16 protein-coding genes and 2 pseudogenes are annotated in these 15,642 nt (G+C 37.2%); 6 read left to right on the top strand and 12 right to left on the bottom strand.

All coding sequences use genetic code 11. The annotated features are described in order from the left end of the window. Position 1 precedes the first annotated feature (1 nt). Positions 2-484 carry a 5-(carboxyamino)imidazole ribonucleotide mutase gene (gene purE, locus H5180_RS18405; RefSeq protein WP_145233343.1) on the bottom strand — a complete coding sequence of 161 codons (483 nt, stop codon included), beginning with the start codon at positions 482-484 and terminating at the stop codon, positions 2-4. Positions 485-637: 153 nt separating this feature from the next. Continuing rightward, complete coding sequence (locus tag H5180_RS18400; RefSeq protein WP_145233417.1) at positions 638-2,224, bottom strand: ABC-F family ATPase; 1,587 nt, start codon at positions 2,222-2,224, stop codon at positions 638-640. Between the two features lie 301 nt (positions 2,225-2,525). On the opposite strand from H5180_RS18400, the gene H5180_RS18395 reads away from it, so the two are divergent. Further along, positions 2,526-3,734 carry a porin gene (locus tag H5180_RS18395; RefSeq protein ID WP_182732078.1) on the top strand — a complete coding sequence of 403 codons (1,209 nt, stop codon included), beginning with the start codon at positions 2,526-2,528 and terminating at the stop codon, positions 3,732-3,734. Between the two features lie 24 nt (positions 3,735-3,758). On the opposite strand, the gene H5180_RS18390 is transcribed toward H5180_RS18395, so the two are convergent. Next, positions 3,759-3,998 carry a hypothetical protein gene (locus H5180_RS18390; RefSeq protein WP_182758792.1) on the bottom strand — a complete coding sequence of 80 codons (240 nt, stop codon included), beginning with the start codon at positions 3,996-3,998 and terminating at the stop codon, positions 3,759-3,761. 110 nt (positions 3,999-4,108) lie between these two features. Here H5180_RS18390 and H5180_RS18385 point away from each other — a divergent pair, with 110 nt between their 5' ends. Continuing rightward, a complete protein-coding gene (locus H5180_RS18385; protein ID WP_149981170.1) occupies positions 4,109-4,630 on the top strand; it encodes a TetR/AcrR family transcriptional regulator in 522 nt (173 codons plus the stop codon). Between the two features lie 427 nt (positions 4,631-5,057). Here H5180_RS18385 and H5180_RS18380 read toward each other — a convergent pair whose 3' ends face one another. Beyond that, positions 5,058-5,936: an alpha/beta hydrolase gene (locus H5180_RS18380; protein WP_182732080.1), complete on the bottom strand. Its 879-nt coding sequence runs from the start codon at positions 5,934-5,936 to the stop codon at positions 5,058-5,060. Positions 5,937-6,016: 80 nt separating this feature from the next. Continuing rightward, positions 6,017-6,514: a GNAT family N-acetyltransferase gene (locus tag H5180_RS18375; RefSeq protein WP_182758791.1), complete on the bottom strand. Its 498-nt coding sequence runs from the start codon at positions 6,512-6,514 to the stop codon at positions 6,017-6,019. An 81-nt stretch (positions 6,515-6,595) separates the two neighbouring features. Here H5180_RS18375 and H5180_RS18370 point away from each other — a divergent pair, with 81 nt between their 5' ends. Next, positions 6,596-6,793, top strand: a complete 198-nt coding sequence (locus H5180_RS18370) for a hypothetical protein (RefSeq protein ID WP_145233335.1) — start codon at positions 6,596-6,598, stop codon at positions 6,791-6,793. Between the two features lie 297 nt (positions 6,794-7,090). Continuing rightward, positions 7,091-8,608, top strand: a complete 1,518-nt coding sequence (locus H5180_RS18365) for a Calx-beta domain-containing protein (RefSeq protein WP_182758790.1) — start codon at positions 7,091-7,093, stop codon at positions 8,606-8,608. Positions 8,609-9,875: 1,267 nt separating this feature from the next. On the opposite strand, the gene H5180_RS18360 is transcribed toward H5180_RS18365, so the two are convergent. Next, positions 9,876-10,247, bottom strand: a complete 372-nt coding sequence (locus H5180_RS18360) for a hypothetical protein (RefSeq protein ID WP_182758789.1) — start codon at positions 10,245-10,247, stop codon at positions 9,876-9,878. Between the two features lie 338 nt (positions 10,248-10,585). Further along, positions 10,586-10,801 (bottom strand): annotated as a pseudogene (locus tag H5180_RS18355) (hypothetical protein); the annotation flags it as partial. Positions 10,802-11,123: 322 nt separating this feature from the next. On the opposite strand from H5180_RS18355, the gene bktB reads away from it, so the two are divergent. Beyond that, complete coding sequence (gene bktB, locus H5180_RS18350; RefSeq protein ID WP_182758788.1) at positions 11,124-12,317, top strand: beta-ketothiolase BktB; 1,194 nt, start codon at positions 11,124-11,126, stop codon at positions 12,315-12,317. Between the two features lie 258 nt (positions 12,318-12,575). Here bktB and H5180_RS18345 read toward each other — a convergent pair whose 3' ends face one another. The 5 genes from H5180_RS18345 to H5180_RS18325 form a co-directional block, all read right to left on the bottom strand. Further along, positions 12,576-12,884, bottom strand: a complete 309-nt coding sequence (locus H5180_RS18345) for a DUF6419 family natural product biosynthesis protein (protein WP_182758787.1) — start codon at positions 12,882-12,884, stop codon at positions 12,576-12,578. Between the two features lie 854 nt (positions 12,885-13,738). Continuing rightward, a complete protein-coding gene (locus H5180_RS18340; RefSeq protein ID WP_182732099.1) occupies positions 13,739-13,900 on the bottom strand; it encodes a hypothetical protein in 162 nt (53 codons plus the stop codon). Positions 13,901-14,017: 117 nt separating this feature from the next. Next, entirely contained in the window at positions 14,018-14,323 is a 306-nt protein-coding gene (locus tag H5180_RS18335; RefSeq protein WP_182732086.1) for a hypothetical protein, read from the bottom strand. Positions 14,324-14,446: 123 nt separating this feature from the next. Then, a complete protein-coding gene (locus tag H5180_RS18330) occupies positions 14,447-14,728 on the bottom strand; it encodes a hypothetical protein (RefSeq protein ID WP_145233317.1) in 282 nt (93 codons plus the stop codon). Positions 14,729-14,837: 109 nt separating this feature from the next. After that, a complete protein-coding gene (locus H5180_RS18325) occupies positions 14,838-15,308 on the bottom strand; it encodes a DUF4304 domain-containing protein (protein WP_182732087.1) in 471 nt (156 codons plus the stop codon). 133 nt (positions 15,309-15,441) lie between these two features. On the opposite strand from H5180_RS18325, the pseudogene H5180_RS18320 reads away from it, so the two are divergent. Then, a pseudogene (locus tag H5180_RS18320) lies at positions 15,442-15,642 on the top strand (IS110 family transposase); the annotation flags it as partial.

Raw genomic sequence — 15,642 nt, 5'->3', positions numbered from 1 at the left:
ATTACTCTGCTGGATTTGGGTTAGCTAAAATAGTTTCGGTTTGTTCTTTACGGAACGCTTCAACTTTGGCAAATATCTCCGGTTGCTGACAACCTAAAATCTGTGCAGCTAATAATCCTGCATTTGCAGCACCAGCTTCACCAATTGCTAATGTACCTACTGCAACACCTTTTGGCATTTGGCAAATCGACAGCAATGAATCAATGCCATTTAACGTTTTAGACTTAACCGGCACACCTAATACTGGTAACGATGTGAAAGCAGCGGCCATACCTGGTAAATGCGCTGCACCACCGGCACCGGCAATAATTACCTTAATACCACGTTCTGCTGCTGAACTTGCGTAATCAGCGAGTAGTTGAGGAGTACGATGAGCCGATACAACTTTAGTTTCGTAAGCGATGCCAAATTTATCTAGCATGATCGCCGCATGTTCCATAGTTGGCCAATCTGACTTGGAACCCATAATAATGCCAACAGTCATAAATACTCCTCAGTAATGGTTTTAATACCTATAGCGGACTTATGTCCGCATTAAAGGCGGTCATTATACACGTATTAATTGTTAAATTGCGAATATCGAGTAACAAAAAAGCCATGACTAGCATGGCTTTTTGATCAGTATGTAAATTGAGCTTTAGCCTTCTTTACTGGCTAAATATTCAGAGTAAGTACCTCTGAAATCAATTATTTTGCCGTCTTTGATTTCCCAAATACGGGTTGCAACTGAGGATACAAATTGACGGTCGTGAGATACAAACATCAACGTACCTTCATATGCTTCTAGCGCAAGGTTTAATGCTTCTATTGACTCCATATCCATGTGGTTCGTTGGCTCATCCATTAATAGGATATTTGGTTTATGCATCATAATCTTACCAAATAACATGCGGCCTTGCTCACCACCAGATATTACTTTTACAGACTTTTTAATATCATTTTGTGAGAACAACATACGGCCTAAGAAACTGCGAACAACTTGTTCATCATCGCCTTCTTGCTGCCATTGCTCCATCCACTGGAATAAGTTCATATCGGTGGCAAATTCATCAGCATGATCTTGCGCATAATAACCGATATTGTGGTTTTCAGACCATTTAAACTCGCCTTGCTTCGGTGCCAAACGACCTGCTAAAGTATTTAACAGTGTTGTTTTACCAACCCCATTTTCACCGATGATAGCGATACGCTCGCCTACTTCAACTAAGCCTTCAAGGCCAGTGAACAGCATATCGTCAAAACCTTGGCCTAAGTTTGTTAATTCAAGGGCATTACGGAATAACTGTTTTTCTTGCTCAAAACGAATGAACGGTGTTTGACGTGACGATGCTTTAACTTCATCTAATTGAATCTTGTCAATTCGCTTGGCACGAGATGTTGCTTGCTTTGCTTTAGATGCATTAGCTGAAAAGCGCGAAACAAACTGTTGTAGCTCGGCAATTTGATTTTTCTTCTTGGCATTTTCACTTAATAAGCGTTCACGAGCTTGCGTTGCTGCAAACATATATTCGTCATAGTTACCTGGGTAAATACGCAATTCACCATAGTCAATATCAGCCATATGCGTACATACAGAGTTTAAGAAATGACGGTCATGGGAAATGATGATCATTGTGCAATCACGTTGATTCAGTACATCTTCAAGCCACTTGATAGTATAAATATCCAAGTTATTAGTTGGCTCATCGAGTAGCATGATATCTGGATCTGAAAATAACACTTGCGCAAGAAGCACTCGCAGTTTAAAACCAGGAGCAATCTCTGACATCGGACCGTAATGCTGATCAGTTGCAATACCTACGCCCATTAGTAGCTCGCCGGCTTTAGATTCTGCAGAATAGCCATCCATTTCAGCAAACTCAGTTTCAAGATCGGCAACCTTCATGCCATCCTCTTCACTCATTTCAGGCAAGCTATAGATACGATCACGCTCTTGTTTAATCGCCCACAGCTCTTTGTGGCCCATTATTACAGTATCAATAACTGAATATTCTTCGTAAGCGAACTGGTCTTGGTTTAGTTTAGCAACACGTTCATTTGGATCAGTACTTACATTACCAGCTGACGGTTCCAATTCCCCACTTAAGATTTTCATAAATGTTGATTTACCACAGCCATTTGCGCCAATTAAACCATAACGGTTACCTTCGCCAAATTTAGCTGAAATATTCTCAAATAACGGTTTAGCACCAAATTGCATGGTGATGTTAGCTGTACTGATGATAGCGCTACCCTCCAACGGGGAAAATCAAAGAAATAAAATTGGCTGGAGTGTAAACCAAATAGGCCTATTTTTCCATGAATTATTAGCTTTGTGAGCTATAGCTGCAACGCATTAAAATAAGCTAATTTGGATCAATTTATTGTGCTCGCATTTTGTCGCCGGACAAAAAAGGAACAGAAATTAACAATTCAAATTTCCTCTATCATTTTTTAATGATATTTTTTCACTTTAGCCATTAATTTAGCTTTGTTAGTCTGCGCGACCAAAGGACAATGATAGATAGCACACAAGGCAATATCAAATGAATAGAAAATTAATTGGGGTCATTATCGCAAGCGCTTTGATGGCACCGAGCGTAAACGCTGTTGAAGTTTATGATGACGGAAAAAACAATTTAACCATCGGTGGTTTTATTGACGCCAGAATAATCCACACACAAGGGCAAACTGAAATAGTTAATGGTGCATCACGGATTAGCTTTGATTTTAGCCGCAAACTAAAAGATCAGTGGTCAGCTTTAGCCTTATTAGAATGGGGTGTAAACCCTGTTGGCAGTAGCGATATCATCTATAACAACCGCTTTGAATCTATTCAAGATGAATTTTTATATAACCGACTTGGTTATATAGGTATAGCGCATGAAAAATATGGCCAAGTGACAATAGGTAAACAATGGGGGGCTTGGTACGACGTAGTTTATAGTACTAACTATAGCCTAGTTTGGGATGGTAATGCAGCCGGTGTTTACACCTACAACAAAGACGATGGTGCAATTAATGGCACCGGGCGCGGTGATAAGTTATTGCAGTATCGTAATACGTTTGGTGATTTTAGTATTGCAACTCAAGTGCAATTTAAAAATAATGATTTTTATACCTGCGATATTGAAGCCATTTCAGAAGCTGCTTGCCAGACATTGTGGGAAAGTGGCAGTGATCTTGCTCAACAAGTAGAATTTAATTCAACCTATGGGGCAGCCGTTACCTATTCTGTAAGCGACGACTTAAAACTTACTGCCGGGTTTAACCGCGGTGAACTAACCGTAAATTACGCAGCAGGACGTATTCAGTCTGTTAATGATTTTATTTATGGCGCAGGTGTTACTTGGGGTAATTTCAACAATGATGGCCTTTATTTTGCCGCAAATATCAACAAAAATGAAAATCATGATACCGATAACTTAGGCCGTCTGATCAAAGACGCGATTGGGGTAGAGTCATTATTATCTTATAAGTTTGATAATGACATTCGTACCTTCATTGCATATAACCTCTATGATGCTGGAACAGATTACGTGATCCAGCCAAATTTTAACGCCGATCCTAATGACAACTTTAAACGTCAATTTACAGTACTTGGCTTTCACTATCTATTCGACGAAGATACGATTTTTTATATTGAAGCACGTAAAGACTTTAGTGATTTTTCAAGTGCCGATAAAGAGCAAGAATATCAAATGGGTCTATCAGAAGATGATGGCATTGCATTTGGTTTTCATTACACATTATAACTAGAACACTGACAGGCTGATTATTTAATCAGCCTGTTTTGCTAATATTAACCACCCGCTGCGATCACACTTTTTTGCTTTACCTTTAGTTGCAAACGCTTTTGTCAAAGCCAAATAACCTTCCTTAGGTCCTAAAATTATCCAGAACATTAAAATTCCCCCCGGTAATAAAATTGCTTTAAGTAATGGTCCTAGCATGTAAGAATAAAAAATAATAAATGGGATAAATAGTCCGTAACCAATAACTTGTTTGATAAAGTTCATATAAGTTCCTTGTTTAAATGAGCGCGCTCATAAATATAATTGAGCGCAGTCACTTTTTCAAGTAACTTCATCTTTACTATCACAAGTTAAATATAATTAATTGATATACAATGAATAAAAAAACGCAAACCTATAATAAAATTCTTACCTCGGCTTGGCTGTTATTCTTAGAGCAAGGTTATGCTCATACATCTACACGAGAAATTGCAAAAGCGGCTAATGTGGCCGTTGGTACTGTGTTTAGTCATTTCGAAAATAAAATCGACTTACTAAAAGCAGGAATGCAGCAACAAATAGATACGATCATTCATCAGGCTAGTTTAACTGATCGCCAACATGCACCAAGGCTAAAGTTACGTCATTATGCCCTACCGTTGTTTGAATTTTATTGTAATAACATTGAATTTAGTAAAATATTGATAAGCGATATGATTTGGCAAGCTGCTTTTTTTGAACAGCAAATGAGTGAGTTTAAAAAACGGCTGTTCAATGAACAGCAAGAGTTTGACGATATAAAAGCAAGTGTGATGTTAGATTGTTATTTTATGACTATTATTTCAGGATTAAATGAACCTGCGCCAGAACCTGAAAAAATGCTACGTCAACTCACCAGCAAAATATCTATTCTTTAGCGACAACTTATTTCATGGTGTGTTTCACTTTGGGCATTAAATTTAAGCTTTAACTTAAAGTAATAGCGATTTTCTATGGTTAAGTGCAAACTCTGTAACTTATCTATTGATAAATTAAACGTCGTTAGTGTGTAAATAAAACTCACCTTCTGAACCCCTACTAATTCGCTGCAATTACCGACTGTTTACTGATATTTTTTGATTTAAGACGTTGTCGTTGTATCAATGAAGATCCCTCCATAGCCAAATAAGCATAACTCTTGTGATACGTTTAATCGAATTACTAACTTTGATTTATCAAGCTCATGATTCTTCTTGATAGCTTTTAGTTGAAAATAACTTTTTATGCAGAGTTATCTTAATTAACAAATATAGTATGATGTGTTCTTTTGTGGTTTATTACTGTCTTATTATTTAGTTAAGCATATTAGTTTATTGATGAATTATAGAAATCGAGTGCCTGCTTAACACTATGCACCGGGTTTTCCCTGTGCTCTAAACCTTCATTAATTCTGCTATTCCAAATAATATCATTAGCATATATGTTAAGGCTATTATTAAGACCAGCAAAGGCACTTAACATTAAAGGATGCTCGGCGCCTCCTACTGTTATATAGAGCGACAGCGGTATGTTATCGTCTGTATTGAGGCATCGTTGCGATAAGAATCGATCAAACTCTTTTACAACGGTCATATCGTCGTACCAAGCAGCCGGACTAAATGCAAAATAACCGTTAAACAGCCAAGGCTTTGTACTCATAGTGTATAAAACAAAACTCCCTCCTGCTGAATAGCCCGACAAAACACGATTATTATCTAGCTTATAATGTGATTCTAAATACGGTAATAACTCACCTTCAATAAAAGCCAAAAATTGATCAGCTTGACCAAATAATTCTGGTGAATTTTCACTTGCTGGTCTTGCTTGGGTATTCACATCTTGGCGTGCATACGGTGGGACTAAATCTCGATTTCTAGTAAAGGTCCAAAATTGATTGGGGATCGATACCAAAATTGTATCCTGCTGCGCTGGTAGCTCAGCCATCACTGAATCCCACTGCGTAAGATTGAAGTTACCGTCGGTTCTAATGATCAAGGAGTAGCGTTTATTTGGCTCAAAATTGCTAGGTAAACGAATAAACACTTTCCTATTTTCATCCAATACCTGCGAATAAATTGTGATGTCTTTAAAATTTGACGTGTAATGCGCGTTGTATTTATAAATGACAATAGTGCATGCAATGAAGGCGGCTATACTCAATAGAATTATGATTGCAGTGCGATTAAGTTTTTTTAATAGAAGCACAGCTTTCAGGTAAAGATTGTTTTAAAAACAATACCCTTTCTGTATTTTAATTAAACTACCGTTATGTAACAAAGTATGATTTACAGTTGATACGCCCATTGTTCACTCGCTACATGAGTGAATTTAAAACGGCGAAGTAATTGCTGGCTTTGGGTGTTTTCTATCGCCACTTTAGCCTTTAAATTAGTAATACTCAACTCATTGCCTAACTGCGTAACAACGGCTGTTATATTTGTTAGCATGAATGCTAATGCTTCAGACATATACCCATTCCCCCAATAATTTGGAGACAATTCAAAACCTAACCAAGCAGTATCTTCTTCAATATCATATAAACCAATGCAGCCAATCAAGGTCGACGTATTTAATAAGTACATTCCAAAGCGCAGCGTATTTCCTTCATACATGCCAGTAATATCATCTTGGATCAGTTGTTTTACGTCATCACGCGTAAGTGGCACTGCATAGTCATTAAACTGAGCAACTAACGGCTCAGACAAAATAGCCCACAACGCACTACAGTCCCTATGCTTAATTGGCTTTAATGTGATTCGACTTAGTGCAAACTCATTGTTCATAAATAAAATTAAATTACGGCTTTAAAGCCCGCTATTATTCCCTTAAGATACCCGCCATACAAGTTAATAACTGAGCTAATTATGAATGACGAATTTAAAGTAATACAACCTACAACCACAGTGTATTGCCCAAAGCGCGGTGAAGGTTGGACCCTTACAGGTATTACTAGCATTAATGAATTTACATCTGTTATGTTTGATGGTGTGCGTTATACGTTACCTGCACGTGAAATCATTGAACAGTTATTACCTAACCAGCTTGCTCGTGAACAAAAATAGCCACAACTTAAAATTCCCCGTTAAAGATACAAAATAAAGCCTTTAGTATTATAAAACACCTCAATTTAGCCAGCATTTCGTGTATAAATGCCAACCGTTCGTTAAGATATGTTGCTTTTGTAATCAACCATTAGGATAATTGTACAATACTTTGAGGTTAATAACGGATGCGCTCGGCTTATAGGAATTAAGCAATACAATTTTGGGAACAAGGATAGGCAGCTATAAACCAAATTGTAATTACCTCAGACTAACTATAGCTGTAACAATGGATCCTCGTTAAAAGGCCTACTCTAAATGAAAACAACACTAAAAATTACAACCCTGTCTGTTGCTATCCTTTCATCTTTGCAAGTTGCGCATGCAAACCAATGTAACGGTCAACTTTATGGTATTAATGCTGGACGCGGTGACACCGGTATTATATTTAAACTAGACGAATATACACAACAAACTCAAGCACATTCTAGAGCTAAATACAGCTCTTCAGCGCTTGCTCATATTCCGGAAACAAATCGCTTGTATTACATCTCAGCACCTCGCCCTATTGAATATCAAGTAGATGTTGAGCACTTAGGTTTTAATTCAACAGAGCTCAAATCTCTACCTATTAGTGGCAGTAAGTTTAAGTACATCAAATTGGCCTATGTTGATTTAGATACAAACGAACATGTTGAAGTTGGCAGAACAAGTAACATGTATCGTTTAGTGTATGACCAACAAAATAATCGCTTACTTGGATCATATAAAGATAAGCTATACGCGATCGATCCTGAAACTAGCGAAACAACTTTACTTGGAAATATTACAGGCCTTGAAAATGACCAAGGTATCTGGCGTGGTGACATGGTATTTAAAAATGGTGAATTAATCTTAGTCACCAGTACAAGTTTATATACTGTGAATGTGCAGGAACTTACGGCAACAAAATTATCTGATCACAACTTAACGACTGTCACAGGCGCTGCACTTAACCAGCAAGGTGATATTGTATTAAGCCGAACTATTTTAACTGATCTAGGCCATTCTAATAAATCTGAGTTGTACAAAGTAAATAAAAACACTGGTAATACCTGCCATGTTGCAGATTTTCCAGTACGTTTAAATGATTTAGCAACTAATTTTAACGAATCAGTTGCATGCTACGATGCACCAGTTTGCACCGTGTCAGATATTCCAAGCTTTACTATTGTACCGATTGTTGATTCAATAGACGAAGGTAGCGCATTATCTTATAAACTAGAGCTAAGCAATAGTTATGAACAAGATAGTGATATTTATGTATCGACTTCAGCAGGAACAGCAACAAGTAGCGACTACAGTTTCTCTGATCAAGTCATTACTATTGCGGCAGGTGAAACAACTGCTTCATTTACAATCCCAACAATTGATAACGATGACTATAGTGAAACTAAAACCTTTACCGTCAATGCCGTTGCTCAGCTTAATGTAACTGGTTCAAGTTCTCTACCAGCGTCTATCTTAAATGATGATGCTCAGTGTATTGCCGAGAATTACACACGGATCAGTTACTCTTTTATCTCTGAAAATTCTGGTTATAATAATGATTGGGGTATTAAGGTTAATAACCAATATATTAAATTGTTAGATGAGCATGGAGCATCAGGTTATTACGACGTTAAAGCCAGTGATTCAATCGTTTACGTACTTTCCGTGAACGGTAATGCAAACAATCTTAAAACAGCCTATAAAGCCAGTGGTACTAAGCAATATTGGGAAGATCAAAACGACAGAGACTACAATGACTTCGTCGTAAATGTCACAACACAACCAATTCAAAAAGGCTGTAATTAATCTGAACTTAGGATAATAAATCCCTTACCCAAGGTTCAGGTAATTCATAACTTTCCTGTTTATCATTATCAAATTTACCCCACAAAAAAAGCCAGCATCGCTGGCTTTTTTTGTGGGGTAAATTGAAAATTAACGTAACGCGTTAATTCGACCATAAAGTGGTGGGGGTGAAGAGAATAACTCAGCCATACCTTATACCAATCGACTTAAATATTTAACCATTCTAGCGGGCTAAATAAAGTGCTGACTGCGTTAGTGATTTTTTATGTACGACTGCATGGATGCAGGAGGTAGAGCAATGCAGGAGCAATTGCCGAGAACAACTACATGTCAAAATTCCTGCCTTGTTATCACTGTAAATGGTCAGTAACTTAACACGACTAGTATTAACCACTAGCAATACCCACCATAACAATAAAATAGACACCCACTTTTAATAATCTCAGACTAAACATGATTTTTATCTGGTAATTTTACTGTGTCCCCTAACATGCTCTCAATTTATCATGCAAATAAACAACTCATGATAAAAAACCTAAATAACAAACACACTAAAAAGTGCATTATTGCAATGCGCAGCTTTTTTTTTGGTTGACGTTTTAAGCAAGTAGCTTTTCTATATTATGAACAAGACAATAAAGTTGCCGCATAATGCAATGAAAGCATTACTTTCGTTTTTCCGAGTAAGGTCAATTTATTCATGCATTTTTAACTGTAATATTGCACAGTTTACTTACAAGCAAACAGGCTCAATTACAGCCTAACCTTTTACCATTCCTTAAATAAAAAGCTTTCATCGCCCTATTGAGCTGTCTTTTTGAGCTTCATTCTGTCGATGTAACTTACTTGCAGTCTTCCAACGCTTATCGACTAACCGTGGGTTTAGAACACAGGATCCCCCGTATAGTAATAATGTGTTACAGGCGACAGTGGTGTTTTTATAAAAATAGTACGCACTAATTAGATACGCAGTTTAATCAAGTTGAAGGTTAGTGATCGACTCGCCATATCCATATAGTGTGGTATCACCAGTACCAAAAGTAGGCGCTTGGAAGCGAAAGCTCTTGTCAAAGCTCAAAAACAAAAGGCATTAACATTGCGCTAGGCAATGACTATTTAGCGTCACAAGGTTTAGTGTCATTGAGAGATATTTGGATCAATATTCATGATGGGAGATGAGCCGCCCATTGCACTTGCTATTAATAAAAAGCGCATGATGAGCAGTCTGGGGCTTGATGTTAGAGACCCCCGGCTATCCGATTTGCTCTCACTCTTTAATCAACACCCATCGCGCGGTTTTAACCCACTTTTTTAAACAGGCAATTTCTTCCATACAGCGTAGTTCATTTAAAATCGACAAATACTGCTCTTCATTTGACGTATACATAACAAATGCATCACCTTCGCTATCAAATTGAACAGATGCAAAATGTGTATTTGCTCTCACAACTTGCTCTATAGATGGGCCATTGCCGCTAAAACCATAGGCATTAAACAACTCTGTGAATGATCGCTTACCATCCTTTAAATCAATTTCCACAGGGATCGTAATTGAAAAATAGGTCTCATCAGAATATATGATTGGAGGATAATATTCTGTAATGTCAGGGTTAGCCAGTGGACGAATCCAATAGAACACGAACAATACGAGTAAAATGCAAACTATAATTATTTTCAAAATTTTCATCCTTGAGAACTAACGCTGAGTTTTACGACAATTTTGATGCCGCGAAGCGGTGTAACAAGTAAAAATGACACACCCATTTTAAAATCACTTAAAAATAGCATCAAATAAGTTCAGATCAAATCAATTTACCGCCTAAAACTCATTCAAAATTACATTTACAATTATCTTGGGAAGCTTTTATTCTACAAATCCAAAATTACTGACATGCAAGCCCTTGCCTTGGGGCAATATTTGACGTTTTAGCTGGGTATAAGTACTGGCCAGTAGTTTTTCGCTGTTGTTAACGTTGCTACATTTTGCTGGTTATTCATTACGGCGTAAGCACATACATAAATACAAAATGTCTTTGCGACTAAAGCAAGTAACTTGCCTTCCCCCCCCCCTCTGCGATGTTCATAAGACTTTCCTGTAAAGCAGTCTTCACCACATAAAAATGCTCGGCGAATACAACGTGAAACACAGTGGTAATACTTTGTAGCGGCACCATGATTATTTTTCACACTAATTAAAACTTAGAATTTAGCTTTGTAAAATGCAAAAATTAAGGTGAGTGTCTTACTTATTTATTATTTATAAATTAAACATTGGGTTATCGTTAAAATTAGAGCCCAACTAAATAAATTATTTCAAAATCTAGAAAAAGCCATATTACTTATCTATATGTTCAAATAAATTGATAGGCTTTATTAACAAACAGGATACGGCTGTTACTTTTGTTTATTGCTTAATTGTGTTTTGATGAATTACCTAAAATTTAGATCCCTTTGGTTCTTAAGTAGCTTCATTTATAACAAAGCGAATAAAGTTTAAAAATAAGAAGAGAAAATAATGACAAAACTTAATAACAATAGCGTAGTTATATTAAGCGCAGTTCGTACCGCTATCGGCAGCTTTGGTGGTAGCCTTAAACATTTCACGCCCGCCGAGCTAGGCACTCTATGTGCGAAAGAAGCACTAGCCAGAGCCAAGCTATCACCCAACCAAGTTGGCTCAACTGTAGTTGGTAAAGTAATTCATAACGGTCCTAAAGACGCATACCTTTCAAGAGTCATTGGGCTAGATGCGGGGTTACCTATTAGTAGTCACGCAGTAACTCTCAACCGATTATGTGGCTCTGGCCTTGAAGCCATTATACAAGCCGCACAACAAATTCAATTAGGTGATGTAGATGCAGCCCTTGCTGGCGGAGCTGAAAGCATGAGTAGCTCAGCTTATACCCTCGAAAGTAATCGCTGGGGGCAAAAAATGGGGAATAGCATCATGCAAGATGAACTCACCTCCACATTACAAGACCCATGGGATAATAACCCAATGGGAATAACCGCTGAAAACATTGCAGATAAATACACTATTAGCCGCGACCAGCAAGACGCTTACGCAGCAAAAAGCCACCAAAAAGCCGCAAAAGCAATTGCTGCAGGCCATTTTAAACAGCAAATACTCCCTATTGAAATCAAATCAAAAAGTGGCAGCCATATTTTTGATACTGACGAACACGTGCGAGCCGATACCACAACCGATAAGCTCGCTACATTAAAGCCCTACTTTAAAAAAAATGGAACAGTTACCGCAGCAAACTCATCAGGTATAAACGATGGCGCAGCCATGTTGGTACTCATGTCTGAGCAAAAAGCGAATGAGCAAGGCTTAAAACCTCTTGGTCGATTAATAGGTTATGCCAGAGCGGGCGTTGATCCCTCGTTAATGGGCACCGGCCCAATTCCTGCGGTAAAACACGTATTTGAAAAAACAGGCTTAACCATTGATGATATGGATGTAATTGAGTCTAACGAAGCCTTTGCAGTACAAGCTCTGTGCGTTGCAAACGAATTAAACTTTCCTGCCCATAAGGTAAACCCGAATGGCGGTGCAATTGCCTTAGGCCACCCTGTTGGCGCAACGGGCGCAATTTTATCAACTAAATGCTTGTACGAACTCAAACGAATTAATGGCAAATATGGGCTAGTCACAATGTGTATTGGCGGTGGGCAAGGCATTGCAGCCATTTTTGAAGCGCTTTGATTCTAAGTTTGTAACAACTATTTGATACCACATTAGGTTTAAACATAAGAGCTTTATTCACAAGGAGAAATAACAGACGCTTTGCTGTTAGAGGAAACAAACAATGTGAAAGGCTATTTTTCTTCTCGTTTGCTCCTCTTTCATTTTTCTTTGTGCAAATAGCTCTTTAAAGGCTTTTTTCACAAAGGGAGCAAAGCGCTGCTACACCTTATAGGTTAATAACAAACGCTTTACTTCAAACCTCAGCAAGCCATTCGTCTACAAAACGTGTTTTAAAGTTAACTTTCTTACGCCTAATAAAACACCACCAAATGAGATTAAAAATAATATTGGTAAAAACAGTAATACATCAGTGTTGTCTATATCTGTAGCTGGGCTACCAATAACCGCCAGCGTATTAATTAACAGCAGTATTAAACTTGATTGCAGGTAGCCCTTGTAACCAATAGCTCCTGCAAACAACAGCATAATAAATGATCCTGATATCGCAGGCGTAAAAGGTGCAGCGGCGAGTAACATGCAAACAAACGAAAATATGACAGCACAACCAATTATTATTTTAAACATAACATCCTCCATGGTGTTTAACAGTTAATTCAATATAGCTTAACTTAAAGCACCTTATCGTGCCTTTTTTCCACCAGCTATTTATAGCTGTATTATCAAAAATCGTATTCCACCTAACAGGCTTCAACCAAATTTTTGGTTTATCAATAACCCCAATATAAAACTACTTATTTCCAAACTGCCGCTCACAGGGCTCGCCATCTCTATCTCCGTCCATTTCATTATTTTTAATTTTACAGCCGTTTTATCAGAGACAGAAAAAGCACAAATTCCGCCACACATAAATGCTATTTGAAAGCTAGATAGCGAAGAAAAACTAAATTGCAGAGAATACATGTACTGCCCTAATAACTGTACAAAGGTAGCCATGCCTAAAATAATCAAAAATGGACATACAACTAGCGTAAACCAAAACCAAATACGTTTAATGCCTTTTATAATTAATACCTTCCATAAAAAATCCTTTTCCTTAATTTAACTCAGTAATTAATTAGCCAGTGAACCACCAGCATTTTATTTTAAAAACAGCTTATAAAATTGCCGCATGAATTTGATGTCTGAAGTCAAGATTTGACCCCTTTGGTTTTTAAAATAATTAATAATGGGCATACAACTAGCGTAAACCAAAACCAAATACGTTTAATGCCTTTTATAATTAATACAAAAAATCCTTTTCCTTAATTTAACTTAGAGATTAATTAGCTTGTAAGTCACCGGCATTTTAAAAGCAGCTTATAAGTTTGCCGTGTGAATTTGATGTCTGAAGTCAAGATTTGACCCCATATGGTTTCTTTGGTTGAATAAGGTTGCCGCATGAGTTTGATGTCTGAAGTCAAGATTTGATCCCTTTGGTTTTATAACCATGAACTGCATTTTTTTTCGCAATTAACTTCAGGTATTTCGCCAGGGGCACCTGACTCCATAAATAAAGCATCTAATTTTGAATGACTATAATAATGTGCAGCTAGAACTGAAGACACTGCACCAATAATCGAATTGGGTATATTCGAATTCAACGACAACTCCTTAATGCCTAAAGCCCCAATAAGGGGCTGATAATAGCTTGCTAAAATGTGAAACGAAGTGGAACCGAGCAAACTGTTAGCAGTCCCGACTTTATTGGATTGTTATGTTTACATACCAAACCAACTAGTCATTTTGAAATAGACCACTTTAGTTTCGCCATTTGATGTTTCAATGGTTATAGCATCGTATACATCATTGCCGTTGGAGAGCATAGATTGACTTACTTTTTTAAAGTTTGGATACTTCTCTTGCAGCCATTGATTCTCCATTGGTATACCATCAAAGCTACTTTTAGCATTAGGAAAAACAACTGCATTTTCAAACGAGCTACCTTCAATCCCATCATATGAGGATGAAGTTGAAGCACATCCGACCATAGCTAGACAAAATACTAAAATAGATAATTTATACATAACTTTCCTTGTAAACATAACACCTAATTAACAGGCAAAAAATGGTTGGCTAAAATGTGTAGCGAAGCGAAACCGAGCAAACTATTTTTAGTCCCGCTTGATTGGCTTATAGTTATATGCAATTTACGGGATGCCAATTTCCCATAGTTGTTCATTACTTAAAAGCTCATTTGTCCCGTCATTTGCTTGGATTAAACCTAAACAATATTTATTAGAAATAAAGAGCTTGTTAGTTGCCAACATAACGACTACCACATTACCTAATTCATGTGGCTCTAGCCAAACATTTTGGGTAAATATTTGACCATCTATTTCTAATTTAATGTCAACGCAAGGCATCAATTTACCATTGATAAATTGATCTCTTAAAAACTCTAATTTGGCATAAATGCTAGATTCATTCATTTTGCATATAACGCCCGCTTAAATTGCGTAAAAAGCTGGCTTTGGTTTTGCTCCGCAAAAAATATGAGCGCTTTTGGAGTCAAATTTAAAGCCCTTGTAGTTATATGTATTAAGCACAAAGCTTAATTGCTATCTCTTTACCGTTATTCCAGTACATATGAGGCCTAATTTTGTCAGAATTTAAAATATCAGTAACGCTATTATACTGATTAAAAAATGGAATAAGTTTAGAGGCTATAAGATTTGTTAATCTTGTAATTTTAGCTTCTGTATTTAGGCCTGACTCAAAATCAGACAGCCTATAAAAATCTCTAATTTCTTCATCAGAACTTAACAGCTGCTCAAATCGAAAGCGTAAATGGCAATCTAGTTCTTTTGGGTAGTCTACTTCTTTTGTTGCTTGAAAATAGATACCAACATTAAAGTAAACACAACCGCTGTTCCGAGAACATTGGATGTTGAACCACTTTGCTAATTCACCCTCAGCACAAGCCCAAGAAGCCCCTTTCTTTTTAAATCCAAAAGCTTTGAATTGAGCTTTTAATGCTTCTTGAAGTTTTTTACTTATAATCGACGACATATAGTACAACCTCAAAAATACATATAGACATAATGACTCCCACACGGTGTTAGCCTCCGCTTTTCGTGGGTTAGCTTAATTCAAAGCCAGAGCCATAATTAGTTTGTCAAATAACTAAACAGCAGAGGCTAACATGAACAAACATAGCATACTTTTTATCGGACTTGATACACATAAAGAATTCAATGAAGTCGCCTATATTGAAGAACATAGAGGTGCACAACCTGTTCACCTTGGTCGAGTTTCGTCTTCCAAAATTGCCGTTCAAAAGCTTGTTCGTCAGTTTGAATCTAAATACCCTGGCGCAACGCTACACTTTGTTTATGAAGCAGGC

The organism is Pseudoalteromonas sp. SR41-4 (assembly GCF_014163985.1).
Taxonomy (GTDB): domain Bacteria; phylum Pseudomonadota; class Gammaproteobacteria; order Enterobacterales; family Alteromonadaceae; genus Pseudoalteromonas; species Pseudoalteromonas rhizosphaerae.
This window is presented reverse-complemented; position numbering and strand designations above follow the sequence as displayed.

Excerpts from the sequence above, each read along its gene's own strand:
- H5180_RS18395 (WP_182732078.1), top strand. The coding sequence starts at position 2,526 with ATGAATAGAAAATTAATTGGGGTCATTATCGCAAGCGCTTTGATGGCA.
- H5180_RS18330 (WP_145233317.1), bottom strand. The coding sequence starts at position 14,728 with ATGAATGAATCTAGCATTTATGCCAAATTAGAGTTTTTAAGAGATCAA.
- H5180_RS18335 (WP_182732086.1), bottom strand. The coding sequence starts at position 14,323 with ATGTATAAATTATCTATTTTAGTATTTTGTCTAGCTATGGTCGGATGT.
- H5180_RS18390 (WP_182758792.1), bottom strand. The coding sequence starts at position 3,998 with ATGAACTTTATCAAACAAGTTATTGGTTACGGACTATTTATCCCATTT.
- bktB (WP_182758788.1), top strand. The coding sequence starts at position 11,124 with ATGACAAAACTTAATAACAATAGCGTAGTTATATTAAGCGCAGTTCGT.
- purE (WP_145233343.1), bottom strand. The coding sequence starts at position 484 with ATGACTGTTGGCATTATTATGGGTTCCAAGTCAGATTGGCCAACTATG.
- H5180_RS18345 (WP_182758787.1), bottom strand. The coding sequence starts at position 12,884 with ATGTTTAAAATAATAATTGGTTGTGCTGTCATATTTTCGTTTGTTTGC.
- H5180_RS18325 (WP_182732087.1), bottom strand. The coding sequence starts at position 15,308 with ATGTCGTCGATTATAAGTAAAAAACTTCAAGAAGCATTAAAAGCTCAA.
- H5180_RS18365 (WP_182758790.1), top strand. The coding sequence starts at position 7,091 with ATGAAAACAACACTAAAAATTACAACCCTGTCTGTTGCTATCCTTTCA.
- H5180_RS18370 (WP_145233335.1), top strand. The coding sequence starts at position 6,596 with ATGAATGACGAATTTAAAGTAATACAACCTACAACCACAGTGTATTGC.
- H5180_RS18375 (WP_182758791.1), bottom strand. The coding sequence starts at position 6,514 with ATGAACAATGAGTTTGCACTAAGTCGAATCACATTAAAGCCAATTAAG.
- H5180_RS18385 (WP_149981170.1), top strand. The coding sequence starts at position 4,109 with ATGAATAAAAAAACGCAAACCTATAATAAAATTCTTACCTCGGCTTGG.